26 protein-coding genes and 1 pseudogene are annotated in these 25,017 nt (G+C 53.6%); 18 read left to right on the top strand and 9 right to left on the bottom strand.

The genetic code is table 11. The features are described 5' to 3' along the window. Positions 1 to 2 precede the first annotated feature (2 nt). Complete coding sequence (locus A4308_RS07780; protein ID WP_014882002.1) at positions 3 to 917, top strand: hypothetical protein; 915 nt, start codon at positions 3 to 5, stop codon at positions 915 to 917. A 27-nt stretch (positions 918 to 944) separates the two neighbouring features. Here A4308_RS07780 and tdh read toward each other — a convergent pair whose 3' ends face one another. Both tdh and kbl read right to left on the bottom strand, forming a co-directional pair. Then, positions 945 to 1,973 (bottom strand): L-threonine 3-dehydrogenase, encoded by a 1,029-nt coding sequence (gene tdh / locus A4308_RS07775; RefSeq protein WP_014882001.1) that lies wholly within the window; start codon positions 1,971 to 1,973, stop codon positions 945 to 947. 9 nt (positions 1,974 to 1,982) lie between these two features. Continuing rightward, a complete protein-coding gene (gene kbl / locus A4308_RS07770) occupies positions 1,983 to 3,179 on the bottom strand; it encodes a glycine C-acetyltransferase (RefSeq protein WP_014882000.1) in 1,197 nt (398 codons plus the stop codon). 215 nt (positions 3,180 to 3,394) lie between these two features. Here kbl and rfaD point away from each other — a divergent pair, with 215 nt between their 5' ends. Genes rfaD through A4308_RS07740 form a run of 6 tightly spaced genes read left to right on the top strand, consistent with a single transcriptional unit; the run spans position 3,395 to position 9,592 of the window. Continuing rightward, positions 3,395 to 4,327 (top strand): ADP-glyceromanno-heptose 6-epimerase, encoded by a 933-nt coding sequence (gene rfaD / locus A4308_RS07765; RefSeq protein WP_014881999.1) that lies wholly within the window; start codon positions 3,395 to 3,397, stop codon positions 4,325 to 4,327. A gap of 2 nt (positions 4,328 to 4,329) precedes the next feature. Next, the gene (gene rfaF, locus A4308_RS07760) at positions 4,330 to 5,376 is read left to right on the top strand and encodes an ADP-heptose--LPS heptosyltransferase RfaF (RefSeq protein ID WP_045281323.1); all 1,047 of its coding nucleotides are present in this window, start codon (positions 4,330 to 4,332) and stop codon (positions 5,374 to 5,376) included. Between the two features lie 3 nt (positions 5,377 to 5,379). After that, a complete protein-coding gene (gene rfaC, locus A4308_RS07755) occupies positions 5,380 to 6,363 on the top strand; it encodes a lipopolysaccharide heptosyltransferase RfaC (protein ID WP_045281324.1) in 984 nt (327 codons plus the stop codon). A gap of 3 nt (positions 6,364 to 6,366) precedes the next feature. After that, positions 6,367 to 7,476: a glycosyltransferase family 9 protein gene (locus tag A4308_RS07750; protein ID WP_045281325.1), complete on the top strand. Its 1,110-nt coding sequence runs from the start codon at positions 6,367 to 6,369 to the stop codon at positions 7,474 to 7,476. Positions 7,477 to 7,481: 5 nt separating this feature from the next. Further along, complete coding sequence (locus A4308_RS07745) at positions 7,482 to 8,390, top strand: glycosyltransferase family 2 protein (RefSeq protein ID WP_063308489.1); 909 nt, start codon at positions 7,482 to 7,484, stop codon at positions 8,388 to 8,390. After that, positions 8,378 to 9,592, top strand: coding sequence for an O-antigen ligase family protein (locus A4308_RS07740; RefSeq protein ID WP_014881994.1), 1,215 nt, complete (start codon positions 8,378 to 8,380; stop codon positions 9,590 to 9,592). Before A4308_RS07745 ends, A4308_RS07740 begins: the two co-directional genes overlap by 13 nt. A gap of 24 nt (positions 9,593 to 9,616) precedes the next feature. On the opposite strand, the pseudogene A4308_RS07735 reads toward A4308_RS07740, so the two are convergent. Then, positions 9,617 to 10,572: pseudogene (locus tag A4308_RS07735) on the bottom strand (polysaccharide deacetylase family protein). Between the two features lie 150 nt (positions 10,573 to 10,722). On the opposite strand from A4308_RS07735, the gene rfaQ reads away from it, so the two are divergent. From rfaQ to coaD, 7 genes are all read left to right on the top strand, one after another. After that, entirely contained in the window at positions 10,723 to 11,793 is a 1,071-nt protein-coding gene (gene rfaQ, locus A4308_RS07730) for a putative lipopolysaccharide heptosyltransferase III (RefSeq protein WP_072251816.1), read from the top strand. Next, positions 11,790 to 12,917, top strand: coding sequence for a glycosyltransferase family 4 protein (locus A4308_RS07725; protein ID WP_014881991.1), 1,128 nt, complete (start codon positions 11,790 to 11,792; stop codon positions 12,915 to 12,917). Before rfaQ ends, A4308_RS07725 begins: the two co-directional genes overlap by 4 nt. Before the next feature lie 2 nt (positions 12,918 to 12,919). Continuing rightward, positions 12,920 to 14,020, top strand: coding sequence for a glycosyltransferase (locus A4308_RS07720; RefSeq protein ID WP_023331722.1), 1,101 nt, complete (start codon positions 12,920 to 12,922; stop codon positions 14,018 to 14,020). A gap of 11 nt (positions 14,021 to 14,031) precedes the next feature. After that, the gene (locus A4308_RS07715) at positions 14,032 to 15,021 is read left to right on the top strand and encodes a glycosyltransferase (protein ID WP_045134463.1); all 990 of its coding nucleotides are present in this window, start codon (positions 14,032 to 14,034) and stop codon (positions 15,019 to 15,021) included. A 65-nt stretch (positions 15,022 to 15,086) separates the two neighbouring features. After that, on the top strand, positions 15,087 to 16,361 hold the full coding sequence (waaA, locus tag A4308_RS07710) for a lipid IV(A) 3-deoxy-D-manno-octulosonic acid transferase (protein WP_014881988.1): 1,275 nt from the start codon (positions 15,087 to 15,089) through the stop codon (positions 16,359 to 16,361). Further along, positions 16,361 to 17,131, top strand: coding sequence for a glycosyltransferase family 2 protein (locus A4308_RS07705; RefSeq protein WP_045134464.1), 771 nt, complete (start codon positions 16,361 to 16,363; stop codon positions 17,129 to 17,131). The genes waaA and A4308_RS07705 overlap by 1 nt, the downstream gene beginning before the upstream one ends. 3 nt (positions 17,132 to 17,134) lie before the next feature. Beyond that, complete coding sequence (coaD, locus tag A4308_RS07700; RefSeq protein ID WP_045134465.1) at positions 17,135 to 17,614, top strand: pantetheine-phosphate adenylyltransferase; 480 nt, start codon at positions 17,135 to 17,137, stop codon at positions 17,612 to 17,614. A gap of 2 nt (positions 17,615 to 17,616) precedes the next feature. Here coaD and mutM read toward each other — a convergent pair whose 3' ends face one another. The 4 genes from mutM to radC all read right to left on the bottom strand — a co-directional run bounded on the left by mutM (position 17,617) and on the right by radC (position 19,812). Beyond that, positions 17,617 to 18,426, bottom strand: coding sequence for a bifunctional DNA-formamidopyrimidine glycosylase/DNA-(apurinic or apyrimidinic site) lyase (mutM, locus tag A4308_RS07695; protein ID WP_014881985.1), 810 nt, complete (start codon positions 18,424 to 18,426; stop codon positions 17,617 to 17,619). Positions 18,427 to 18,498: 72 nt separating this feature from the next. After that, positions 18,499 to 18,666, bottom strand: coding sequence for a 50S ribosomal protein L33 (rpmG, locus tag A4308_RS07690; protein WP_003024094.1), 168 nt, complete (start codon positions 18,664 to 18,666; stop codon positions 18,499 to 18,501). Positions 18,667 to 18,688: 22 nt separating this feature from the next. Then, entirely contained in the window at positions 18,689 to 18,925 is a 237-nt protein-coding gene (rpmB, locus tag A4308_RS07685; RefSeq protein WP_002436699.1) for a 50S ribosomal protein L28, read from the bottom strand. A 218-nt stretch (positions 18,926 to 19,143) separates the two neighbouring features. Continuing rightward, complete coding sequence (gene radC, locus A4308_RS07680) at positions 19,144 to 19,812, bottom strand: RadC family protein (protein WP_014881984.1); 669 nt, start codon at positions 19,810 to 19,812, stop codon at positions 19,144 to 19,146. Positions 19,813 to 19,983: 171 nt separating this feature from the next. Between radC and coaBC the strand changes: the two genes are divergently transcribed. The 3 genes from coaBC to slmA all read left to right on the top strand — a co-directional run bounded on the left by coaBC (position 19,984) and on the right by slmA (position 22,348). Next, positions 19,984 to 21,195, top strand: coding sequence for a bifunctional phosphopantothenoylcysteine decarboxylase/phosphopantothenate--cysteine ligase CoaBC (coaBC, locus tag A4308_RS07675; RefSeq protein ID WP_127312421.1), 1,212 nt, complete (start codon positions 19,984 to 19,986; stop codon positions 21,193 to 21,195). Then, positions 21,173 to 21,631: a dUTP diphosphatase gene (gene dut, locus A4308_RS07670; protein WP_015570042.1), complete on the top strand. Its 459-nt coding sequence runs from the start codon at positions 21,173 to 21,175 to the stop codon at positions 21,629 to 21,631. Before coaBC ends, dut begins: the two co-directional genes overlap by 23 nt. 120 nt (positions 21,632 to 21,751) lie before the next feature. After that, the gene (gene slmA, locus A4308_RS07665; protein ID WP_014881982.1) at positions 21,752 to 22,348 is read left to right on the top strand and encodes a nucleoid occlusion factor SlmA; all 597 of its coding nucleotides are present in this window, start codon (positions 21,752 to 21,754) and stop codon (positions 22,346 to 22,348) included. 84 nt (positions 22,349 to 22,432) lie between these two features. Here the strand turns inward: slmA and pyrE are convergent, their stop codons facing one another. Further along, entirely contained in the window at positions 22,433 to 23,074 is a 642-nt protein-coding gene (gene pyrE, locus A4308_RS07660; protein WP_045281328.1) for an orotate phosphoribosyltransferase, read from the bottom strand. 65 nt (positions 23,075 to 23,139) lie between these two features. After that, a complete protein-coding gene (rph, locus tag A4308_RS07655) occupies positions 23,140 to 23,856 on the bottom strand; it encodes a ribonuclease PH (protein ID WP_023331718.1) in 717 nt (238 codons plus the stop codon). A gap of 125 nt (positions 23,857 to 23,981) precedes the next feature. On the opposite strand from rph, the gene A4308_RS07650 reads away from it, so the two are divergent. After that, a complete protein-coding gene (locus A4308_RS07650) occupies positions 23,982 to 24,845 on the top strand; it encodes a YicC/YloC family endoribonuclease (protein ID WP_008502687.1) in 864 nt (287 codons plus the stop codon). Positions 24,846 to 25,017 lie beyond the last annotated feature (172 nt).

Below are 25,017 nucleotides of genomic sequence, written 5' to 3'. Positions count from 1 at the left end.
ACATGTTTAAATTCCTGAATGCTCGCTACCGCCACATCACCGGGCGACATAACATTCCCTACGCTTCCCTTCCGGTCACGCGCGATCTCGTGGCGGTTGACTCTATCGTGATCCCTTGCACCGGTGCGGATTTCGTCGAAGAGGCGTTATTGTCCGCGACCTTTGCAGAGCGATATGCCACCGACGTCAGCGAGATTGTGATTGTCAGCGATCAACCAGAATCCGCGTTTGGCAATCTGCCGCCGAAAACCCGCATAGTGACCCTCGACCTGCCAAAACGTGAAGAAGGTTATCGCTACAAGCAGATCTACCTTAGCCGCCTGGTGAAGCTTAATGCCCCGCTGCAGGCGCGAGGTGAAGGCGTATTGATGATCGATTCCGATCTCAACCTGCTGAAGATGCCAGAAATCAACATGGCCGAGATGCACATCTACTCCAGCTTCCGCCAGGGCAAAATGATTGCCAAGCTGGACGGCGCGCCAGCGGAGAAAGTCCCGGCGTATTACAAAGAGACGGTGCGCCCGTATCTGGTTGATCATGTTAACGGTGCGTTTCTTGCGGCCACTAAAAAGACCTGGCGCCGTATCTGCCCGCTGTGGCTCACGCTGTTCCAGGATACCTGGGAACTGATGGAAGACACGCAACCGCCGACGGATCAGCTGCCGCTCGCCGCGCTACTGGACATGCTGGATTTAAAAACGGTTAACCTGGGCGACTGGATGAACTGGCCGGTGTCCAAGAAGATTGGCGGACAGGAAGCCGTTGTGCCGAAAGAGGTGATTGGTGCGCACGGTGGTTTTCCGCTCTCAGAATGGCAAAAGTATCTTGAATCACCTGAAAACAAACTGTTGTTCAAAGGTCAGGACTATACCCGCAAGGTGCGTTACCTGACGGACGAAGAGAAAAAAAATCAGTAAAAAAAGGGGCCGCTGGCCCCTTTTTGATTACTTATCCCAGCTCAGGATCACTTTCCCAGACTGGCCTGAACGCATCGCGTCAAAGCCTTTCTGGAACTCATCAACTGAGAAGCGGTGAGTAATAATCGGGGACAGATCCAGACCTGACTGAATTAATGCCGCCATCTTGTACCAGGTTTCGAACATTTCACGGCCATAAATGCCTTTGATGAACAGCCCCTTGAAGATGACCTTGTTCCAGTCGATAGACATATCTGACGGCGGAATACCCAACATCGCGATACGGCCACCGTGATTCATGGTGTCGAGCATGGTGCGGAACGCCGGTGGCGCACCGGACATCTCCAGACCTACGTCAAAGCCTTCGGTCATGCCCAGCTCTTCCATCACGTCGGTCAGACTCTCTTTGGAAACATCCACCGCGCGGGTGACGCCCATTTTACGCGCCAGCGACAGACGGTATTCGTTCACGTCGGTGATCACCACGTTACGCGCGCCCACATGCTTCGCCACGGCTGCCGCCATAATGCCAATGGGGCCCGCGCCAGACACCAGCACATCCTCACCCACCAGGTCGAAGGAGAGTGCCGTGTGTACCGCGTTACCGAACGGGTCAAAGATGGAGGCCAGATCGTCAGAGATATTGTCCGGGATTTTGAACGCGTTAAACGCCGGGATCACCAGGTATTCCGCGAAGCAGCCCGGGCGGTTTACGCCCACGCCAATGGTATTACGGCACAGGTGCGTACGCCCGCCGCGGCAGTTGCGGCAGTGGCCGCAGGTGATATGGCCTTCACCGGAGACGCGGTCGCCAATCTGGAAGCCTTTGACTTCCTGACCAATGCCAACCACTTCACCCACATATTCGTGACCGACAACCATCGGGACCGGAATGGTTTTCTGTGACCACTGATCCCAGTTGTAGATGTGAACGTCAGTACCGCAGATGGCGGTTTTACGAATTTTGATCAGCAGATCGTTATGACCGACTTCCGGCTCCGGCACGTCGGTCATCCAAATCCCTTCTTCCGCTTTCAGTTTGGATAACGCTTTCATCACACGTCCTCAGGCAATTACGCCCAGCTGTTTGCCGATGCGGGTAAAGGCTTCCACCGCACGTTCAATTTGTTCAGGCGAATGCGCCGCAGACATCTGGGTGCGGATACGCGCCTGGCCTTTTGGTACCACCGGGAAGAAGAACCCGGTGACATAAATCCCTTCTTTCTGCAGTTCACGAGCAAATTGCTGCGCCACGACCGCATCACCCAGCATCACCGGGATGATGGCGTGATCGGCACCGGCCAGGGTGAAACCTGCGGCGCTCATTTTTTCACGGAACAGACGGGCGTTCGACCACAGGCGATCGCGCAGCCCCGCGCCGGACTCCACCATCTCCAGTACCTTGATGGAGGCGGCAACAATGGCCGGCGCCAGGGAGTTGGAGAACAGATACGGGCGGGAGCGCTGACGCAGCCATTCAACCACCTCTTTACGCGCAGCGGTATAACCACCGGACGCGCCGCCGAGCGCTTTGCCCAACGTACCGGTGATGATATCCACGCGGCCCATCACGTCACAGTATTCGTGGGAACCGCGGCCATTTTCGCCGACAAAACCGACCGCGTGAGAGTCATCGACCATGACCAGCGCGTCGTATTTATCCGCCAGGTCACAGACACCTTTCAGGTTAGCGATCACACCGTCCATGGAGAACACGCCGTCGGTGGCGATCAGCACGTGGCGAGCACCCGCTTCACGGGCCTCTTTCAGGCGCGCTTCCAGTTCAACCATGTCGTTGTTGGCGTAGCGGAAACGCTTCGCTTTACACAGGCGTACGCCGTCGATGATGGAGGCGTGGTTCAGGGCGTCGGAGATAATCGCATCTTCTGCGCCAAGCAGGGTCTCAAACAGACCGCCGTTGGCGTCGAAGCAGGAGGAGTAGAGAATCGCGTCTTCCATTCCAAGGAAGCTCGCCAGCTTTTGCTCAAGCTGCTTGTGGCTATCCTGGGTACCGCAAATAAAGCGTACGGAGGCCATACCGAAACCGTGAGTATCCATGCCGTTTTTCGCTGCGGCAATCAGCTCAGGGTGATTCGCAAGACCTAAGTAGTTGTTCGCACAAAAGTTGATCACATGGCTGCCGTCGGCAACGGTGATGTCCGCCTGCTGAGCAGACGTGATAATACGCTCTTCCTTGAACAACCCTTCCGCACGTGCGGTGTCGAGGTCGCTGTTTAACTGTTTGTAAAAATCACCACGCATTGCAATTCTCCAGACTCGGCAAATTTCGGGACATATTACCCAAACCTATAGTTCATGACGAGATGACGCAGTATCTCTTGTCGTTTTTGCAGCATAAATCACGTGTACCCCTACCGCATATCGGTGAATGGCTGAAGACAGGGCATTGTGATGATATGATAGAAACATTAGCGTTCGGGATTGTCCCCGGACTCCACACTTCAAAGGTTACCGTTATGATCATCGTTACCGGCGGCGCAGGCTTTATCGGCAGCAATATTGTTAAGGCTCTCAATGACAAAGGCATCACCGACATCCTGGTGGTGGACAACCTGAAAGATGGCACCAAGTTCGTTAACCTGGTGGATCTGAACATCGCTGACTACATGGATAAAGAAGACTTCCTTATCCAGATTATGGCAGGTGAAGAGTTTGGCGAGATTGAAGCCATTTTCCACGAAGGTGCGTGCTCATCCACCACCGAGTGGGACGGCAAGTACATGATGGACAACAACTATCAGTACTCCAAAGAGATCCTTCACTACTGCCTGGAGCGTGAAATTCCGTTCCTGTACGCCTCTTCTGCTGCCACCTACGGCGGGCGTACCTCAGACTTCATCGAATCCCGCGAATACGAGCAACCGCTGAACGTCTACGGTTACTCCAAATTCCTGTTCGACGAATACGTGCGTCAGATTCTGCCAGAAGCGAACTCCCAGATTGTCGGCTTCCGTTACTTCAACGTCTACGGGCCGCGCGAAGGGCACAAAGGCAGCATGGCGAGCGTGGCATTCCACCTGAATACCCAGCTGAATAATGGCGAAAGCCCGAAACTGTTCGAAGGCAGCGACGGCTTTAAGCGCGACTTCGTCTACGTGGGCGATGTGGCTGCAGTCAACCTGTGGTTCTGGGAAAACGGTGTGTCCGGCATCTTCAACCTGGGGACTGGCCGCGCGGAATCCTTCCAGGCAGTGGCAGACGCGACGCTGGCGTACCACAAAAAAGGCAGCATTGAGTACATTCCGTTCCCGGATAAGCTGAAAGGCCGCTACCAGGCGTTCACCCAGGCAGACCTGACTAACCTGCGTAAAGCTGGCTACGACAAGCCGTTCAAGACCGTTGCCGAAGGCGTAACGGAATATATGGCCTGGCTGAACCGCGACGCGTAAGTATGAGAATTCTGGTGATCGGCCCGTCATGGGTGGGCGACATGATGATGTCGCAAAGTCTCTATCGCACGCTCAAGGCGCGCTATCCCCAGGCGATGATCGACGTGATGGCACCCGCGTGGTGCCGTCCGCTGTTATCGCGTATGCCGGAAGTGAACGAGGCGATCCCGATGCCGCTCGGCCACGGTGCGCTGGAAATCGGCGAACGCCGCAAGCTCGGCCATAGCCTGCGCGAGAAGCGCTACGATCGCGCGTATGTCCTGCCGAACTCTTTCAAATCTGCCTTAGTGCCCTTCTTTGCGGGTATTCCGCACCGTACCGGCTGGCGCGGTGAAATGCGCTACGGCCTGCTGAACGACGCGCGGGTGCTGGACAAAGAGGCCTGGCCGCTAATGGTGGAGCGCTACGTGGCTCTGGCCTACGACAAAGGCGTGATGCGCAGTGCGAAAGATCTGCCGCAGCCGCTGCTCTGGCCGCAGCTTCAGGTTAATGACGGCGAGAAATCCCAGACCTGCAACGCGTTTGGTCTTTCGTCTGAACGCCCGATGATTGGCTTCTGCCCTGGTGCGGAGTTCGGTCCGGCAAAACGCTGGCCGCACTATCACTATGCGGAGCTGGCAAAACAGCTGATCGACGAAGGCTATCAGATTGTGCTGTTTGGCTCGGCAAAAGACCACGAAGCAGGCAATGAAATTCTCGCCACGCTCAGCACAGAGCAGCAGGCCTGGTGCCGAAACCTGGCCGGGGAAACGCAGCTCGAACAAGCTGTTATTCTGATCGCCGCCTGTAAAGCCGTGGTGACCAATGATTCCGGCCTGATGCACGTCGCTGCCGCGCTGGACCGCCCGCTGGTCGCGCTGTATGGTCCAAGCAGCCCGGACTTCACGCCGCCGCTGTCGCACAAAGCGCGCGTCATTCGCCTGATTACCGGCTACCACAAGGTGCGCAAAGGCGATGCCGCAGAAGGCTATCACCAGAGCCTGATCGACATCACGCCGCAGCGTGTTCTCGAAGAACTCAACGAACTGCTGTTGAGCGAAGAAGGGTAACGGATGCGGGTATTGATCGTTAAAACCTCCTCTATGGGTGATGTTCTGCATACGCTGCCTGCGCTGACGGACGCGATGCAGGCCATTCCGGGCATCCGTTTTGACTGGGTGGTGGAAGAAGGCTTCGCGCAGATCCCTACCTGGCATGAAGCAGTAGACCGCGTGATCCCGGTGGCCATTCGCCGCTGGCGCAAAGCATGGTTCTCCACACCGATTAAAACCGAGCGCACCGCCTTCCGCGAAGCGGTTCAGGCGCAGCGTTACGACGCGATCATCGACGCGCAGGGGCTGGTGAAAAGCGCCGCGCTGGTGACGCGTCTGGCACACGGCGTAAAGCATGGCATGGACTGGCACTCCGCCCGCGAGCCGCTGGCGAGCCTGTTCTATAACCGTCGCCACCGTATTGCAAAACAACAGCACGCGGTGGAGCGTACCCGTGAACTGTTTGCCAAGAGTCTTGGCTATGTAAAACCGGAATCCCAGGGCGACTACGCCATTGCGCAGCACTTTTTGCGCAATACAGACCCCTGTACTCAGCCTTATCTTGTCTTCCTCCATGCCACAACGCGCGACGATAAACACTGGCCGGAAACGCACTGGCGAAGACTGATTGAACTAATGCAACCTACCGGGATCCATATTAAACTGCCCTGGGGCGCTGAACATGAGCGACAGCGTGCAGAACGTCTGGCCTCCGGTTTTTCGCACGTTGAGGTATTGCCAAGACTCACGCTGGCGCAGGTGGCCGCAGAACTGGCGGGGGCGAATGCCGTCGTTTCCGTGGATACAGGATTAAGCCATTTAACCGCAGCGCTGGATCGCCCGAATATTACGATATTCGGCCCGACCGATCCGGGTCTGATTGGGGGCTACGGTAAAAACCAGCACCAGATGGTCAGCCCAACGCAACACACGAAGGATATTAGCGCAGATGCTATTTTTTCATTTTTACAGGGCAGCCATCGGCTTTCTGACAGGGATATTTAACCCATGAGTTATGTATTTCTGCTGATTTTACTCTTTCCGGTGAAACTCATCCGAAAGCTGTTTCGCAAAGACACAGGTAAAAACCTGGTTATTCAGACAGCAAAAATCGGCGATTTTGTTAATGCAACGCCTCTTCTGGCATACCTGCAAAAAAGCGACGTACTTATTAGTCGCAGCGTAGGTGCACTGGCGAAGCATGATGAGACGATCGACGAGATTTTTTTCATCGAACAGCATAAGCGTAACCTGTGGCGAAAGCTCTGCTTTGCCTGCCGGATCATGAACCGCTATGACAATGTGTATCTTCTGCAGCCTAACAGCGTAAATCTTTTTTTTGCCTCCGTTTGTAACGCCAAAAACAAACAGTTCTTAAGCACATACACACGCAGGTGGTATCACGGAATTTTCTATGCAACGGCAGACGGTACCGTTGAACACGGCAAAAAGACATTGTCGGTGACGAACTATCTCAAGCTTGCCGACCGCACGCTGACCTGGAAAGACTCACCAAAGCACGCCACCAGACCACTTTTTAAACCCGCGACATATCCGGCAATCCTTGATAAACCCGGCGTGATCCGCATTGGCATCAGTATTGCCGCAGGAAATAAAGCGAAAACCGTCCCGCCGGGCATCTGGAAGCGGATTGCCGATCATCTCGCCGACCTGCCCTGCGAGTTTTATGTGTTTGGCGCCCCGAACGAACAATCGTGGATGGATGATATCACCCGCGCGTATGGCGAATTGCCCAACTTCATCAATCTGATTGGCAAAATTTCGCTTGAAGAACTCCCGTGGGCCATTTCAAAAATGGATTGTTATATCGCGTCCGACTCAGGAAATGTCTACGTTGCCGACGCGGTGGACGTGCCGGTAATCTTACTGTTTGGACCCTGTTGCCACTATGAACAGCGTCCGCTTGGCAACGTACTGCTGGTTGGGAATGATGACAATATTTGCTCGTATGTTTTTGAGACTCGCTATTACTTCTCACAAAGCCGGGAAGAACTCTTCTCTGTAACAGATAAATCGCTGGACAACATTAGACATTTCATTTGCGCGTTACCAACGGCTAACGCGGCCGCATATACCGTTGATGCCCAGGGAAACTAATTGTTATGGCTTTTCTAAGCATCATTATTGCCGCACATAACGCCCAGGACACGCTTGACGCAACGCTACAAAGCCTGCAAAACGCGATTGATAATGCGGGCGATGATGTAGAAATCATTATCTTTAATGACAGTTCCAATGATTCCACACAGGATATTATTGAGACGTGGTTGCCAAAGCTTCCGAATGCGCAATCCCGATACGTTGAGTACCGTAACGTCGGTCATGTTCGAAACAGCGCACTCTCTCTGGCGTCAGGTGAGTACATTACCATGCTGGATAGCGATGACCGATTGAAACCGGGCAGCATCCGTGACGCCGTGGCATTTCTGCAAGCACAGCGGCCTGATATGCTCCTGACGCGCCTGCTGGAAATACGCGATACGCATAAAATCACCGCTGACTGGCAGGGGTTCTCTCCCGTTGCTTTATCACAACACCAGGCAATAACGCGTTTCCTTCAGCATAAAGACTTTCAGGCGCACCTCATCGGGCAATTCGTTCATCGGAAGCTGTACGAAAACAACCCGATCCCTTCAATGGTCTGTTATGAAGATTTCGCCGTGTTTCCCGGCATGTTGATGCAATCGAGTAAAATAGTCTTCCAGCGGAAGGGGCACTATTATTACATCAAACGTAACGATAGTTTATCGAGCCGTCTTGACACCAGTAAAATCGCTACGCTTGTAGAATGCACATTACAGATGGAAAAGATATTCCCGCAATCATTCAGGCATCTCATCAATTGCCACTGGTTTGATATTTACAGCAACCACCGGCAACATCTGACCGACGTGCAACTCAAATTGGTTGAACAGCGGGTAAAAAGACTCTATTCGTTCTTTTTTTTCTTCTCCAGCGATGTTCGTTTCAGCTACAAAAAAAGGGTTATTGAGGCATTATGGAAAAAGTAAAACTGCGGCTCTATCAACTGACGCTTATTTTGAGCCTCATTTCGCTTGCGCTGGCGTTACTGAGCTCAGGGAAACAGCGTGAATTCTTCTATATTGCGGTTTATGCCAGCATTATCGGCCTGGCGTGCGAATATAAAAAAATCACCCTTCGTCCCTTTTCGATTGCGCTACCCATTTTGCTGATTGGGTTGCTCAATCTTATCTGGTATATGGCCTATGAATATCATAACGAAGGCTTGAACGCTTATAGCGATTACCTTGGCGCCAGCAAGAAATTGATTTTGGCGAGTATTCTCGTTTTCTATCTTGACCGGTTCAAATCTTATATTGATAAAACAGCCTTCCTGAAATATTTCTTGTATGCCTCTGGTGCAGGATTTGTCCTTGCTACTGGTTATGGCTTATGGCAAGCGTCACAGGGTATGGAACGTGTTGAGATGGCCATCAATCGTCCAACCGTGTCGGCCTATGTTTACTCCGTACTGTCACTGGCGTTTGTATACAGCCTTTATCTTCAGAAAAACAGAAAGCTGTATGTGGCCGCAGGGCTCACCATCTTGATCTCTTATTTCGTCATCCTTTTGACGGCTACGCGCGCCGCAATGGGATTATATTTGCTTCTGGCGATTGTACTCACACTCTACCACTTCAGAAGAATCCATCTGAAATCAACGCTGATTTTCTTATGTATTGTGGCAGGTATAGTGGTTGTGAGTTACAAGCCGTTAATTCTGCCTAAGATACAACAAACACAATCTGAAATAGAACGTTATCAAAAAGGATATGACGCCACCTCACTCGGTGCACGTTTTTCTATGTGGATTATTGGTGCTCAAAACGGACTTGCCCACCCCATGGGGCAGTCAGTCGAAGACCGCGAAGTCTGGTCACAGCAATATGTGAAAAATGGACATCCACATCTCGCGGCAGCGCTTGAATTTACCCGGATTCATCTGCACAACGAGTTCATTGAAAAATACTCTCTTCAGGGGATCCCTGGGCTGGTAATATTATTCTTTTTCTATATCTCGATGATCGTGTACGCACTTAAAAATAAAAATGGTCTGCTGCTGACGACCATGCTTCTTTTATTGCTCTATGGTCTGACGGACGTCATTTTGTTGAGCTCAGAGGCGCTCATCTTCTTTGTCACCGTGTTTGCGCTGAGTACACTCTTTTCACAAACCAGACAACGCCAGTAAGTGATAATGCCCGCCATGCGGGCATTATTTTTTCTTGTGTTGATAAAACTCCGCCAGCGTCATCCCCACCGTCTTGTCGGATAACCAGCTAAACAGCGCTTCCAGATCCTGGTATAACCCCTCGATCGCCGCCTCGTCCTTAAACGTAGGACTGCCCCCGGGCATAAATTCCGACGAATGGAGCATAAACTCGACGTAATCATTTCCCTGAGAAAGGCATTGCTGCGCAACCTCAATCATCTGCGACGCATTACCACCCGTCGGACGTAACCAGTTCACAGAAGGTGAGCGGTATTTACCACGAAGACGATCGTAACCCTGTTTGATCGTGTTCAGCCAGGCAGGATGTTTATACTGAATGCTCATCGGCACTTCGAGTAAAGGGCTCGTGCCCGCCCGGGAAATGTCGTTAACGTCAATAAAGTAGGCACGGTCCGGAAAATGTTGGTAATCCGTCCCACCATGGCCTTGCGGAGCCCCTTCGCATTGCGCCAGTTCACTCGCGGCGTCACCGAGCAATCAACCTGATACCCCAGTTCAATCAGTAGCCTGGCATAACGGCTATCAAACGCCCAGCGCCCGGCGCGGTGGCTTAACATTTTGGTCTGGAACGTCTCTTCCAGCAGGCGGGTCATGAACAGCACTTTCTCGCGCATCACCTCGTCTGAAAATTCAATCAAATAAGGCTGCCAGCGCCAGTCATCGCCCGTGAGATCGTGCTCAGGCGGGCTATTCCATGCGTGGAGGTGCATGCCCACCTCCCCCTGGCCGCGAGCGATCACGTCCCTGGCGAAGTCGATGAAAACGGGCTCGATCGCCATCTCATAGTTTGTCAGCCACACGGGCTTAAAGCCGAAACGTTCACACAGCGTCTGGAACCGGGCCAGATAGCGCGCGTTTTCCGTTTTAATGACGCGGTGATTCTGCCAGAGATTATCGCCCTCAGTATCAATAGTGATGATAAACGCGGGTTTTTTCATAATGAGTCCGCAAGACAGGGAAGTTAGCGCTATGTTACGCACTCTCCAAACCATCAGTAAACCCTTGCAGGGAAATTCCTGAGATTATGGAGAAAGAGTGCAAGTCGCTATCAGGTCTATTAGAATTGCCAACAGTACAACGCCGATAAGATGATGATGAATAACTTACCTGACACGCCTGATTTGCGCATTTTACTGATCAAACTCCGCCATCATGGCGATATGTTATTGACCACCCCCGTCATTGATTCATTACGTCAACAATGGCCACACGCGCAAATTGATGTGCTCTTGTATGAAGAAACGCGCGACATGCTCGCCGCGCATCCGGCAATTGGCACCATTTATGGAATCGATCGTAAATGGAAGCACCTGGGCACACTCAAGCATCTACAGAAAGAGTGGCAGTTGCTGTGTGCGTTAAGGAAGCAACATTATCATCTGGTGATTAACCTTGCCGATCAGTGGCGTAGCGCTATTGTCACTCGCTTCACCGGCGCGCCGGTTCGTCTCGGATTTGCCTTTAACAAACGCAACAATGCATTCTGGCGTTTTTGTCTCAGCGATTTAGTCTCCGTTGCAAATCACCAGTCTCTGCACACCGTCGAGCAAAACCTCTCCATTCTGTCTCCATTACAGGTCGCAGCGCAGCCCGCCGTCACCATGGCCTACAGCGCAGATGACTGGCACTTCGCCCGCCAACAGCTGGAGAAAAAGGGTGTAAGTGATAACTATATCGTGATTCAGCCAACATCCCGCTGGTTCTTCAAATGCTGGGATGAAGACAAAATGGCGCAAACGATTACAGCGCTGCAGCAAGATGGGCATACCGTCGTACTCACGGCCGGGCCGGATAAAAAAGAGATGGCGATGATCGATCGCATTCTCGCCGCGTCCCCGAAGACCGGCGTCGTCTCGCTGGCCGGTCAATTAACGCTGCGCCAGCTTGCAGCGCTGATCGATCATGCCTGCCTGTTCATTGGGGTTGATTCGGTTCCGATGCATATGGCCGCCGCGCTGCAGACGCCCTGCGTGGCACTCTTTGGCCCTTCCAAACTGACGTTTTGGTCTCCGTGGCAGGTCAACGGCGACGTTATCTGGGCTGGCGACTTCGGCCCGCTCCCCGATCCGGACGCCATTGATACCAACACTAAAGAGCGCTATCTCGACGCCATTCCCGTGGATGCTGTCGTCTCTGCTGCAAAGAGATATCTGTCATGAAACACCATCGTCTGGCTATTGTGCGCCAAAAATATCGTCCTGATGGCGGAGCGGAACGGTTCGTCTCCCGCGCGCTCACCGCGTTAAGCAACCAAAATCTTGAGCTGAATGTCATCACCCGTGAATGGCAGGGAGAAAAGCAGGACGACTGGCATATCCACATTTGCGATCCGCGAAAGTGGGGCCGCATCAGCCGCGAGCGTGGTTTTGCTCATGCCGCACGTGAACTGTGGCAACAACAACAGTTTGATATTGTGCAAAGCCACGAGCGAATCCCGGGCTGTGACATCTACCGCGCAGGCGATGGCGTCCACCGCCGCTGGCTACTGCAGCGTGCACGCATTCTACCCGCCTGGCGTGCAAAGATGCTGATGGTCGATCGCTATCACCGCTATGTGATGCATGCCGAACGAGAGATGTACCAGGCACCGGAACTCAAAGCGGTTATCTGTAATGCGGAGATGATCAAACGCGAAATTGTCGAAGATTTTGATATTGACGCAAAAAAAATACATGTAATTTATAATTCTATTGATTCCAGCCGCTTCGTTCCGGCTCAGGAGGCACAACGTGCCGCGTTGCGTCAGCAATTTGGTTTGCCAGCCGATGCCGTGGTGTTCTGTTTTGTCGGCTCCGGGTTCGAACGAAAAGGCCTGGCCAGCGCCATACGGGCTATCGCTGGAACAGCGGCATGGCTGATTGTGGTTGGACAGGATAAAGCAGAACGTCGTTATCGCGATCTTGCCCGTTCACTCGGCTGCGAAGGGCAAATCCGTTTCCTGGGGATGCAAAAAGAAACGCTTCCTTTTTATCAGCTATCCGATGGTTTACTGTTGCCAACGCTGTATGATCCCTTTCCTAACGTCATTCTTGAAGCAATGGCCTGCGGTTTACCCGTCATAACTTCAGAGAGTTGCGGAGGCGCTGAATTTATTCAGCAAGGCCAGAACGGATTTTATTGCGACGCCCTTGATATCAAGACATTGAAGGAAGCGATATCCGCCATTCCTTCTCTGGAAAAAAATAACAATATGGGACGCGCGGCACGGGAACGTGTGAAAGACGCCACCCCCGAAAAACTGTCAAGTCAGCTTATTTCGCTTTATCAAAAATTACTGGATTAAAAATGCGCATCCTAATGATTATTGATGGTTTACCCGGTGGGGGAGCTGAAAAAACGGTTCTTACACTTTCCAGTGGATTGATAGAAATGGGACATCAGGTCTCTCTCTTCTCCCTGCGGAAAGTGTGCGATTACGCCATCCCGGAAGGCATTGATTATCAGGTTGTTCAGGATACCTGCAAAAAACCGTGGCGAAAGCTGACGGAGATCCCACGCCGCGCCCATCTGCTGGATCGGGCTATTGAGCGGGCTGAACGCAGCGGAAAATTTGACGTTGTGTTCTCTCATTTGCACAAAACCGACCGCATTGTTGCACACTGCCGTGCGCTGGAACGCGATAAAGTCTGGTTTTGCGTGCATGGCATGTTCTCGTTCTCCTATTTGCGCCATCGCCGCGGGCTTTCTCGCTGGTTTAAGCATCTTAAAATTCGTCATACCTACGAAAATCGTAATGTTGTCGCTGTTTCAGGCGCCGTGTTGAAAGATCTTTCAGAGACGCTGGCGCTCACGCTTCGACGCAAAGCGGTAATCCATAACCCGTTTGATATCCCTGAAATTCAGCGTCTGGCTGATGCTCCCTTTGAAATGCAAGGGAAGGATTACATCATTCATGTTGGCCGCTTCCATGAGCACAAACGTCACGATCGGCTTTTACGTGCGTTCGCACTGAGTCAACTTGACACTACACTGGTCATGATGGGCAATGGATCCGACGCCAAAATCCAAAAATTACAGCAGCTTGCCAGAGATTTGGGTATTGAAAACAAAACGGTTTTCCGCCCATTCGACGCCAACCCCTACCCCTGGATAAAAGGGGCGCGGCTCTTAGTGTTAAGTTCTGACTGCGAAGGTTTTGGTAATGTGCTGGTCGAATCCATTATCTGCCAGACCCCGCCGGTCAGTACAAATTGTCCAGGAGGCCCCGCTGAAATCCTCACGGGAGACCTGGCGCGCGGGCTGTCAGAGTTAAACGACGAATCACTGGCAAAAACGCTGGTCGATATTTATACCTCCCCGCCGGTCGTTGGCGGTGCAACCATTGCGTCGTTCGGCATCAATGCCATTTGCCGGCAATATATTGCTTTGGTAGACAATCAAAAATAATCAGGTTTCTTATGCAAAATTCAGCGCCATTATTAAGCGTGGTGGTTGCCGTATATAACGGTGAAGCTTTTCTGGATCAGTTCTTTACCTGCCTTCTGAATCAACGCATCGACAGCATGGAAGTCATTATTGTCAATGACGGCTCTACTGACCGTTCGATGCAGATCGTCGAAAGCTGGCGTGAAAAACTGCCGCAGTTGCAGGTGATTGAACAGCAAAATCAGGGCGTATCCATCGCGCGTAATACCGGCCTGGCCGTAGCAACGGGTCAGTATCTCTCTTTCCCGGATATTGATGATGTCTTCAAGCCGGGCATGTACCAGCGTCTTCTGGATATGGCCGTCACGCAGGATTTGGATGTCGCGACCTGCAATGGGAACTACGTCTGGGAAAACAACAAGAAACCCTCTCGCCCTATTTTCCCTGAAGATAAACTCGCCTCGACGGATGTCATGACTGGCCCGGCGTGGTTAAAGAAGGCGCTGGATTCACGAAAGTTCCTGCACGTCACCTGGTTAAACATCTATCGCCACGACTTTATTCGTAAACACAGTTTCCATTTTGAACCCGGCCTTCGCCATCAGGATATTCCGTGGACGACCGAAGTGCTGCTTGCCGCGGAACGCGTTCAGTACACCAGCGAACGCTTTTATGACTACTACATTCACTCTGCTTCGGTATCGCATACTCCGGATAATGACGACACGCTGATTCGCTCCGCCCGTCATTACATGAAAATCCTGCAGATGCTTGACGCCATTAACCAGCGTTACCCGGATAAAGTGAAAAATATCCCGGCTTGCCACTGGCAAATCGCCAAAGAGGGGCTGGGGATCATTCACACCTTCGACAACATGAAGGATGAGGCGAAGAAGACCATGATTATCAAAGAGTTCTTTGATACCGGGATCTGGAAGCTTATCTGGAAAAGTGCTAAAAGTCCGCGTTTGCGCTGGCGTCTGGGTCGACGCTACTTCCGTTTAAAACGGTATCTGGCATAAGAGATAGCTTTAGCACGCTTAAATGCTTAGAATTTCCCGGCCGAAACTAAAAAACGGATAATCGCTTGGAATTGTTGTATACCGCCCTGCTCTACATCATTCAGCCACTGGTGTGGCTGAGACTGTTGCTTCGTAGCCGTAAAGCGCCTGCGTACCGTAAACGCTGGGCTGAGCGCTATGGCTTTTGCCGCAATAAAGTCGCCCCGGACGGTATTCTCCTGCATTCCGTTTCTGTTGGTGAAACGCTGGCAGCGATCCCGTTGGTTCGCGCCCTGCGTCACCGCTACCCGTCGCTGCCCATCACCGTCACGACGATGACGCCAACCGGCTCAGAGCGCGCGTTATCCGCCTTTGGCAAAGACGTTCATCACGTCTACCTCCCTTACGATCTGCCCTGCGCCATGAATCGTTTCCTGAATACCGTTCGCCCGAAACTGGTGATCGTGATGGAAACTGAACTGTGGCCGAACATGATTTCCGCCCTGCATGCCCGTAAAATTCCACTGGTGATTGCCAACGCGCGCCTGTCAGAGCGCTCAGCGAAAGGCTACGGCAAGCTGGGTAAATTTATGCGCCGTCTCCTGAGCAAAATCACCCTGATTGCCGCGCAGAATGAAGAAGATGCCGCACGCTTTATCGCGCTGGGCCTGAAACGCAACCAGCTTGCGGTAACGGGCAGCCTGAAATTTGATATTTCTGTTACCCCTGAACTCGCCGCCCGCGCGATCACGCTGCGTCGCCAGTGGGCCCCGCGTCGTCAGGTCTGGATTGCAACCAGTACCCATGATGGCGAAGAAGAGATCATCCTGCAGGCGCACCGCAAGCTGCTGGAAAAATTCCCTGATTTACTGCTGATCCTCGTTCCCCGCCATCCGGAGCGTTTTAAAGATGCCCGTGAAATGGTGCAGAAAGGCGGCTTCAGCTTCACCTTGCGCAGCAGCGGTGAGATCCCTTCCGGCAGCACCCAGGTGGTGATTGGCGATACCATGGGCGAGCTGATGTTGCTGTACGGCATTGCCGACCTCGCCTTTGTCGGCGGCAGCCTGGTGGAACGCGGCGGCCATAACCCGCTCGAGCCAGCTGCGCACGCCATTCCGGTGCTGATGGGTCCGCACACGTTTAACTTCAAAGATATCTGCGCCAAATTGCAGCAGGCCGATGGTTTAATTACCGTGACCGACGCGGACTCCGTCGTCAAAGAGGTGTCGACCCTTCTGACGGACGAAGATTATCGTCTGTGGTACGGTCGCCATGCCGTCGAAGTGCTGCATCAGAACCAGGGCGCACTCACCCGTCTTCTGCAGCTTCTGCAACCTTATCTGCCTCAGCGGAGCCACTAATGTCAACGCGTCTGTCGGTCGTGATGATCGCCAAAAACGCCGCCGACCTGCTTCCGGACTGCCTGGCTTCGATCGCCTGGGCTGACGAAATCGTCGTCCTTGACTCCGGCAGCACGGACAACACGGTGGACGTTGCCCGCGCAGCGGGTGCAAAGGTCTTTATCAATACGGACTGGCAAGGCTATGGCATCCAGCGCCAGCGCGCGCAAAAGTATGCTACCGGTGATTACGTGTTGATGATCGACACCGACGAGCGTGTCACCCCGGAACTCCAGCAAGCCATTCAGACCGTGCTTGCCGCGCCACAGCCTGGAGCGGTCTACAGCATTGCCCGTCGTAACTACTTCCTGGGCCGTTTTATGCGCCACAGCGGCTGGTATCCAGACCGCGTAATGCGCCTCTATGAGCGCGAGCGCTATCAGTACAACGATAATCTGGTGCATGAATCCCTGGCCTGCGACAACGCTCAGGTGATTGCCTTATCCGGCGACCTGCTGCATCTGACCTGCCGGGATTTCGCCAGCTTCCAGCGTAAACAGCTCAACTATGCGACCGCATGGGCGCAGGAGCGCCACCAGCGCGGCAAGAAGGCGACGCTGACCGGGATTTTTACCCATACGCTGGGTGCGTTTCTGAAAACGCTGCTGCTGCGCGGCGGCGTGCTGGACGGTAAACAGGGCTGGTTACTGGCAGTCGTGAATGCTCAGTATACTTTTAACAAATACACCGAGCTGTGGGCGCTCTGCCGCGGCTACTCAGAGAAAACGTGAGCCATGAGCACAAAAGCGATTTATCCGGGTACCTTCGATCCGATCACCAACGGTCATCTTGATATCATCACCCGTGCGGCGTGCATGTTCGACACGGTGATTCTGGCGATTGCCGCCAGTCCCAGCAAGAAACCCATGTTTGACCTCGACGAGCGTGTTGCGCTTGCCCGCGATGCGATTGCACACCTGCCGAACGTAGAGGTGGTGGGCTTCAGCGACCTGATGGCAAACTTCGCCCGTGCCCAGCAGGCAAACATCCTGATTCGCGGGTTACGCGCGGTGGCAGACTTCGAGTATGAGATGCAGCTGGCGCACATGAACCGCCACCTGATGCCGGAGCTGGAAAGCGTATTCCTGATGCCGTCCAAAGAGTGGTCGTTTATCTCTTCTTCGCTGGTGAAAGAGGTGGCGCGCCATCACGGGGACGTTACCCACTTCCTGCCGGTAAACGTCCACCAGGCGTTGCAAGAAAAGCTAAAGTAGCGCTATTTCTGACACTGACGGCAGTAGAACGTGGCGCGCTGTGCGTGCTTCGTGGCAATAACTGGCGTTCCGCAGACTCTGCATGGCTCGCCTTTACGGCCATACACCTGCAGCTCCTGAGCAAAATAGCCCGGCTTGCCGTCGCTTTGCAGGAAATCCTTCAGCGTGGTTCCGCCCTGCTCAATCGAGCGCAGCAATACCGCTTTAATCACTCTGACCAGCAGCTCGCACTCCTGAGCCGACAGTGAAGAGGCCAGCCGATCGGGATGGATCCCGGCGGCAAACAGCGATTCGCTGGCATAGATATTCCCCACGCCGACCACCAGCTTGTTATCCATCAGCCAGGGCTTAATCGGGCTCTTCTTCTTCGCGCACTTCGCTTTCAGGTATTCCGCATTAAACGCGTCTGAGAGCGGCTCCGGGCCCAGATGCGCCAGCACGTTGTGCCCGTCCAGCTCTTTAGTCCACAGCCACGCGCCAAAGCGCCGTGGGTCGGTGTAACGCAGCACTTTGCCGTTGCTCATCACCAGATCGACGTGGTCGTGCTTTTCCGCGGGCAGTTCTTCAGTAAGGATGCGCAGGCTCCCGGACATCCCCAGATGGATGATAATCCAGCCGTCAGGCAGCTCCAGCAGCAGGTATTTCGCGCGGCGCTGCACGCTAAGCACGGGTTTATCGCTTAACGCGTGGATCTCATCGGACACCGGCCAGCGCAGACGTCCATTGCGAACGACAGCATGAAGAATCGTCGCGCCGACCAGATGGGGCTCAATGCCGCGGCGGCTGGTCTCTACCTCAGGTAATTCAGGCATGGTTCCTCCGTTGAGATGCAGAATGCAAAAAACCCCGCAGTTGCGGGGTTTTTCAATACAAGGAGGCTAAAATTATTTGATTTTAGCTTCTTTGTACAGTACGTGCTGGCGTACAACTGGATCGAATTTTTTCAGTTCCAGTTTTTCCGGCTTAGTACGTTTGTTCTTCGTGGTGGTGTAGAAGTGACCTGTACCAGCAGAAGAAACCAGCTTGATTTTCTCGCGAATACCTTTAGCCATGATTTATTTCCTCTTTAAGTACTTAGTACTTTTCGCCACGGGCACGCAGTTCAGACAGAACTGTATCGATGCCTTTCTTATCAATTACACGCATACCTTTAGCAGATACACGCAGGGTGACAAAACGCTTCTCGCTCTCAACCCAGAAACGGTGAGAGTGCAGGTTCGGCAGGAAACGGCGTTTAGTCGCGTTCAGTGCGTGGGAACGGTTGTTACCGGTCACCGGACGCTTGCCAGTAACTTGGCAGACTCGGGACATGTCTATTCTCCAAAAATCAAATTAGCTCGAGCTTCGTATGGGGTATCGGCGCCTCGTCAGGCTTTACAGCCCGGTCATCGCATAGTTCTAAGTGAACTCTCGATTGCCAGGCCCAAATGCCAAACCCGAGATTCTCAAAGGTGGCGTAGTATACGCTGACTCGGCGGTGTGCTCAAGTCCCGAACAGACAAAGATCCCGATGGATCGCCAGAAATAGCCTAAATCCAGCCATGTTCGGCAAAAGAAAGGTACTCTCCGCGGCCAATTATCAGATGATCCAGCACACGAATGTCCATGAATTGACAGCATTTGATAATGCGCTCGGTCATTTCTTTGTCAGCTCTGCTCGGTTCTGCACAGCCAGAGGGGTGATTATGCGCGAGGATCACGCCCGCTGCATTCACTTTTATCGCTTCGCGCACAATTTCACGCGGATGTACCTCAACATGGTTCAGGGTACCCGAAAAAAGATGGCTGTGTTTCAGCACCCGGTTCCTGTTGTCGAGAAAGATCACCATAAAGATCTCGCGTTCAACATCGGTTAACTGACTTTGCAGGAATTCTCGCGTCATCGCTGGCGTCAGGATCGGTGCCTCCTTCTCCAGGCGGACATTGTTAAAACGGCGGGCCAGCTCGGCAATCGCCCTCAGCTGAGCATATTTCGCCACGCCGATCCCGCCAATGTGCTTAAACTGCGCCAGGTCGGCGGTCAGCAAGCCATACAGTGAACCGAAATGAGCGATCAGCTCTTTTGCCAGCGTAAAGACCGTTTTCCCCGGGGTCCCGGTACGCAAAAAGAGCGCCAGCAGCTCATCGTCTGTTAATGGGGTGACGCCGTTGCGCAGCAACTTTTCGCGCGGCAGCAGCAGTTCATCCTCTTCTTCCATGCTCTTTCTCCCTTTTTACCCACATGCTGCCACAGGCCAGTCAGGCACTCGACGGCCTCGTATCGTTCTTGCGTAGCGCCTCGCAAAGTGAGCTAAGGACAAAATCACCGCGCTCAGGGGATTGTGATAAAATGCCCGCTCTCTGGTGAAACCCAACAGGAAAGAATCATGATGAGCCTGGCCGGTAAAAAAATCGTTCTTGGCGTAAGCGGCGGTATTGCTGCCTATAAAGCGCCGGAGCTGGTGCGTCGTCTGCGCGAGCGCGGGGCGGATGTGCGGGTCGCGATAACCGAAGGCGGCAAAGCCTTTATCACTCCCCTGAGCCTGCAGGCCGTGTCAGGGTACCCGGTATCTGACAGCCTGCTCGACCCGGCCGCCGAAGCCGCAATGGGCCACATTGAGCTTGGGAAGTGGGCAGATCTTGTGATTCTTGCCCCTGCCACGGCTGATTTGATTGCCCGAGTGGCGGCCGGTATGGCGAACGATTTGGTTTCAACCATATGCCTCGCTACACCTGCCCCGGTCGCCGTTGTGCCTGCGATGAACCAGCAGATGTACCGTAACGCGGCCACCCAGCATAATCTGGAGATGCTGGCGTCACGCGGCCTGCTTATCTGGGGTCCGGACAGCGGCAGCCAGGCCTGCGGCGATGTGGGCCCGGGCCGCATGCTTGACCCACTGACGATTGTCGACATGGCCGCCGCCCATTTCTCGCCTGTCAACGATCTGCAACATCTCAACATCATGATTACCGCGGGCCCTACGCGCGAGCCGCTGGACCCGGTGCGTTACATCACTAACCACAGTTCCGGCAAAATGGGTTTTGCCATTGCCGCCGCTGCCGCAAAACGCGGCGCCAACGTCACGCTGGTAAGCGGTCCGGTCTCGTTGCCTACGCCGCCTTTTGTGCAGCGCATTAACGTCACCACCGCCCTGGAGATGGAAGCCGCCGTGCAGGCTCATGCGCAACGCCAGCAGATTTTCATCGGTTGTGCGGCCGTGGCAGACTACCGCGCTGAGACCATCTCTGATGCGAAAATCAAAAAGCAAGGCGATGAATTAACGCTAAAAATGGTGAAAAACCCGGACATTGTTGCCGGCGTCGCCGCACTAAAAAACCATCGTCCCTACGTTGTTGGGTTTGCCGCAGAAACGAATAATGTGGAAGAATATGCTCGGCAAAAACGTACGCGCAAAAACCTCGATTTAATCTGCGCGAACGATGTATCGCTGGCCACGCAAGGATTTAACAGCGACAGCAACGCACTGCACCTTTTCTGGCAGGATGGAGATAAAATCTTACCGCTTGAGCGCAAGGAACTCCTGGGCCAACAATTACTGGACGAGATCGTTACCCGTTATGATGAAAAAAATCGACGTTAAGATTCTGGACCCGCGTGTTGGCGAGCAATTCCCGCTGCCAACCTATGCCACCTCCGGCTCTGCCGGACTTGACCTGCGCGCCTGTCTCGACGACGCCGTAGAACTGGCTCCGGGTGCCACCACCCTGATCCCGACGGGCCTGGCCATTCACATTGCTGACCCGTCTCTGGCGGCAGTCATCCTGCCACGCTCTGGCCTTGGCCATAAGCATGGCGTTGTGCTGGGCAACCTGGTTGGCCTGATCGACTCCGACTATCAGGGTCAACTGATGGTTTCCGTCTGGAACCGTGGTCAGGACAGCTTCACCATTGAACCGGGCGAGCGTATCGCGCAGATGGTCTTTGTGCCGGTGGTTCAGGCAGAATTTAACCTGGTGGCAGATTTTGACGCCACCGACCGTGGCGAAGGCGGCTTCGGCCATTCCGGGCGCAAATAAACGCCCAACAAACACGTATCTCACAGCGCCATAATGCAATAACAAACCGCAAACGTCCGTTTGCGGTCGCTGTGTGGATGCCAGCCTGGCAAGTGCTTATTTTCAGGGGTATTTTGTAACATGGCAGAAAAACAAACCGCGAAAAGGAATCGTCGCGAAGAAATACTTCAATCTCTGGCTCTGATGCTTGAATCCAGCGATGGCAGTCAACGCATCACCACCGCTAAACTGGCCGCCTCTGTAGGCGTGTCTGAGGCGGCGCTATACCGTCATTTCCCCAGCAAAACCAGGATGTTCGACAGCCTGATTGAGTTTATTGAAGACAGCCTGATCACACGCATCAACCTGATTCTGAAAGACGAAAAAGACACCACCGCGCGTCTGCGTCTGATTGTGCTGTTAATTCTGGGCTTTGGTGAACGTAACCCGGGCTTGACCCGTATCCTCACTGGCCACGCGCTGATGTTTGAGCAGGACAGGCTACAGGGCCGCATTAATCAGCTTTTCGAACGTATTGAAGCGCAGCTGCGCCAGGTACTACGCGAGAAGAAAATGCGTGAAGGCGAAGGATACACGATGGATGAGACATTGCTGGCAAGCCAGATCTTAGCGTTTTGTGAAGGTATGCTCTCACGCTTTGTCCGTAGCGAATTTAAATACCGTCCAACGGACGATTTTGACGCCCGCTGGCCGCTCGTCGCCGCTCAGTTGCAATAACTCCGGTGCCGGATGACGGCTTCGCCTTATCCGGCCTGCGGGTGATGTAGGCCCGGTAAGCGGTAGCGCCACCGGGCAATTCAGCTACACGCCAAACTCTTCGCGATATGCACGCACCGCAGCCAGATGGTCCGCCAACTCAGGCTTCTCTTCCAGATACGCAATCAGCTCTTTCAGGGTAATGATAGAGGTCACTTTGCAGCCGTAATCACGCTCAACTTCCTGGATAGCAGAGATATCGCCGCGACCACGCTCCTGACGATCCAGAGAAATCAGTACGCCAGCCAGCGTCGCGCCGTGAGCCTGGATAATCTCCATCGATTCACGAATCGCAGTGCCTGCGGTGATCACATCGTCCACCAGCATCACGCGGCCCTGCAGTGCACTGCCGACCAGGTTACCGCCTTCACCGTGGGTTTTAGCCTCTTTACGGTTAAAGCAGTACGGCACGTCGCGATCGTGATGTTCCGCCAGCGCTACTGCGGTGGTGGTCGCAATCGGAATGCCTTTGTAGGCCGGGCCAAAAAGCAGGTCAAAATCAATTCCGGAATCCATCAGCGCTTCGGCATAGAAACGACCCAACAGCGCCAGATCGCGCCCGGTATTAAACAGCCCGGCGTTAAAGAAATAAGGGCTCTTACGACCGGATTTCAGCGTAAACTCGCCAAACTTAAGGACCTGTTTATTAATCGCAAACTCAATAAACTGGCGCTGATACGATTTCATGGATTCGCTCCTTTGGTTTCTGTCTTGCAGGCAAAAAAAAGGCGACTCATTGGTCGCCTTTAAAATCAATTTTCTAACGCCGCTTTCTGCGACGTGACAATAGATTCGATTCCCCCTCGGGCCAGAGCCAGCAGGGTAAGAAGTTCTTCATGGGTGAACGGCTCGCCTTCCGCCGTGCCCTGTACCTCAATGATGCGACCGTCTTCGGTCATCACTACGTTCATGTCGGTCTCGGCGGCGGAATCTTCGACGTATTCCAGATCGCACAGCGCTTCACCGTTAACGATACCCACGGAAACCGCCGCAACCATGCCTTTCATTGGGTTGGTTTTCAGCTTACCGGCTGCAACCAGTTTGTTCAGGGCATCGGCCAGCGCCACACAGGCACCGGTAATGGACGCGGTACGCGTGCCGCCATCAGCCTGAATCACGTCGCAGTCGAGCGTAATCGTGAATTCACCGAGAGTTTTCAGGTCCACAGCGGCGCGTAGCGCCCGCGCGATCAGACGCTGAATTTCCATGGTACGGCCACCCTGCTTACCCTTCGCCGCTTCACGGGCGTTACGGGTGTGAGTCGCGCGCGGCAGCATGCCGTATTCTGCGGTGATCCAGCCCTGGCCCTGGCCTTTCAGGAAACGCGGAACACCTTCTTCGATGGACGCGGTGCACAGTACTTTGGTGTCACCAAACTCAACCAGCACGGAACCTTCAGCGTGTTTTGTATAGTTACGGGTCAGGGTGACGGGACGCACCTGATTGGCGCTACGACCTGATGGACGCATGATGGATTCTCCGGCTTGAAACGAATGTGGCTGCGCATTATACGGATAAAGGACGCTTATTCCTATCCTGAGAAGCCCCCGAAAGCTATAATCCCCCCATCTCTCCTTTAAAAACGGGAATGTCTATGATCCGCAGTATGACCGCCTACGCCCGGCGTGAAATCAAGGGTAGCTGGGGTAGCGCTACCTGGGAAATGCGCTCGGTAAACCAGCGCTATCTGGAAACATATTTCCGTATGCCGGAGCAGTTCCGCAGCCTCGAGCCCGTTGTACGCGAGCGCATCCGTACTCGTCTGACGCGCGGTAAAGTGGAATGTAACCTGCGTTTTGAGCCTGATGCCAGTGCGCAAGGCGAACTGATCCTGAATGAAAAACTGGCTAAACAGCTCGTGAATGCGGCGAACTGGGTCAAAATGCAAAGTGATGAAGGCGAAATCAACCCGGTTGATATTCTGCGCTGGCCTGGCGTCATGGCTGCCGGTGAGCAGGATCTGGATGCCATCGCCGCCGAAATCCTTGCCGCCCTCGACGGTACCCTGGATGACTTTATCGTTGCCCGCGAAACCGAAGGCCAGGCGCTGAAAGCGATGATTGAACAGCGTCTTGAAGGCGTAAGCGCCGAAGTGGCAAAAGTCCGCACCCATATGCCGGAAGTGCTGCAATGGCAGCGCGAGCGTCTGGTAGCCAAACTGGAAGAAGCGGAAGTTCAGCTGGAAAACACCCGTCTGGAACAAGAGCTGGTGCTGATGGCGCAGCGTATTGACGTTGCCGAAGAGCTGGATCGTCTGGAAGCACACGTGAAAGAGACTTACAACATCCTGAAGAAGAAGGAAGCAGTAGGCCGCCGCCTCGACTTTATGATGCAGGAGTTCAACCGCGAGTCGAACACCCTGGCATCTAAGTCGATCAATGCTGAAGTAACCAACTCAGCGATCGAGCTGAAGGTGCTGATTGAGCAGATGCGCGAGCAGATCCAGAACATCGAATAATTACTCTCGGGTGGTGTCCGCTGGACGCCACCCATTATTATTTCTAATCCATATTTTCACATCACTCCCCATCTCTTCCATGTTCATCAAGCCTGTTCGATACAAATTGATAAAATTTTGTAGGGAAAACTCATTCACCTTAGAAAATCTCAATCGTGATCTTGCGCACAAA

This window comes from Enterobacter sp. ODB01 (assembly GCF_001623605.1).
Classification (GTDB): Bacteria; Pseudomonadota; Gammaproteobacteria; order Enterobacterales; family Enterobacteriaceae; genus Enterobacter; species Enterobacter kobei.
The sequence above is the reverse complement of the archived record's forward strand: the minus strand, read 5'-3'. Positions and strand labels throughout refer to the sequence as shown.

Bases quoted from the DNA above. Each gene is read 5' to 3' on its own strand.
- rpmG (WP_003024094.1), bottom strand. From the start codon at position 18,666: ATGGCTAAAGGTATTCGCGAGAAAATCAAGCTGGTTTCTTCTGCTGGT.
- A4308_RS07745 (WP_063308489.1), top strand. From the start codon at position 7,482: ATGGCTTTTCTAAGCATCATTATTGCCGCACATAACGCCCAGGACACG.
- A4308_RS07715 (WP_045134463.1), top strand. From the start codon at position 14,032: ATGCAAAATTCAGCGCCATTATTAAGCGTGGTGGTTGCCGTATATAAC.
- radC (WP_014881984.1), bottom strand. From the start codon at position 19,812: ATGGAAGAAGAGGATGAACTGCTGCTGCCGCGCGAAAAGTTGCTGCGC.
- slmA (WP_014881982.1), top strand. From the start codon at position 21,752: ATGGCAGAAAAACAAACCGCGAAAAGGAATCGTCGCGAAGAAATACTT.
- tdh (WP_014882001.1), bottom strand. From the start codon at position 1,973: ATGAAAGCGTTATCCAAACTGAAAGCGGAAGAAGGGATTTGGATGACC.
- rfaF (WP_045281323.1), top strand. From the start codon at position 4,330: ATGAGAATTCTGGTGATCGGCCCGTCATGGGTGGGCGACATGATGATG.
- rfaC (WP_045281324.1), top strand. From the start codon at position 5,380: ATGCGGGTATTGATCGTTAAAACCTCCTCTATGGGTGATGTTCTGCAT.
- kbl (WP_014882000.1), bottom strand. From the start codon at position 3,179: ATGCGTGGTGATTTTTACAAACAGTTAAACAGCGACCTCGACACCGCA.
- rpmB (WP_002436699.1), bottom strand. From the start codon at position 18,925: ATGTCCCGAGTCTGCCAAGTTACTGGCAAGCGTCCGGTGACCGGTAAC.
- rfaQ (WP_072251816.1), top strand. From the start codon at position 10,723: ATGATGATGAATAACTTACCTGACACGCCTGATTTGCGCATTTTACTG.
- coaBC (WP_127312421.1), top strand. From the start codon at position 19,984: ATGAGCCTGGCCGGTAAAAAAATCGTTCTTGGCGTAAGCGGCGGTATT.
- A4308_RS07725 (WP_014881991.1), top strand. From the start codon at position 11,790: ATGAAACACCATCGTCTGGCTATTGTGCGCCAAAAATATCGTCCTGAT.
- pyrE (WP_045281328.1), bottom strand. From the start codon at position 23,074: ATGAAATCGTATCAGCGCCAGTTTATTGAGTTTGCGATTAATAAACAG.
- A4308_RS07650 (WP_008502687.1), top strand. From the start codon at position 23,982: ATGATCCGCAGTATGACCGCCTACGCCCGGCGTGAAATCAAGGGTAGC.
- A4308_RS07740 (WP_014881994.1), top strand. From the start codon at position 8,378: ATGGAAAAAGTAAAACTGCGGCTCTATCAACTGACGCTTATTTTGAGC.
- dut (WP_015570042.1), top strand. From the start codon at position 21,173: ATGATGAAAAAAATCGACGTTAAGATTCTGGACCCGCGTGTTGGCGAG.
- rfaD (WP_014881999.1), top strand. From the start codon at position 3,395: ATGATCATCGTTACCGGCGGCGCAGGCTTTATCGGCAGCAATATTGTT.
- A4308_RS07720 (WP_023331722.1), top strand. From the start codon at position 12,920: ATGCGCATCCTAATGATTATTGATGGTTTACCCGGTGGGGGAGCTGAA.
- A4308_RS07705 (WP_045134464.1), top strand. From the start codon at position 16,361: ATGTCAACGCGTCTGTCGGTCGTGATGATCGCCAAAAACGCCGCCGAC.
- A4308_RS07780 (WP_014882002.1), top strand. From the start codon at position 3: ATGTTTAAATTCCTGAATGCTCGCTACCGCCACATCACCGGGCGACAT.
- coaD (WP_045134465.1), top strand. From the start codon at position 17,135: ATGAGCACAAAAGCGATTTATCCGGGTACCTTCGATCCGATCACCAAC.
- A4308_RS07750 (WP_045281325.1), top strand. From the start codon at position 6,367: ATGAGTTATGTATTTCTGCTGATTTTACTCTTTCCGGTGAAACTCATC.
- rph (WP_023331718.1), bottom strand. From the start codon at position 23,856: ATGCGTCCATCAGGTCGTAGCGCCAATCAGGTGCGTCCCGTCACCCTG.
- mutM (WP_014881985.1), bottom strand. From the start codon at position 18,426: ATGCCTGAATTACCTGAGGTAGAGACCAGCCGCCGCGGCATTGAGCCC.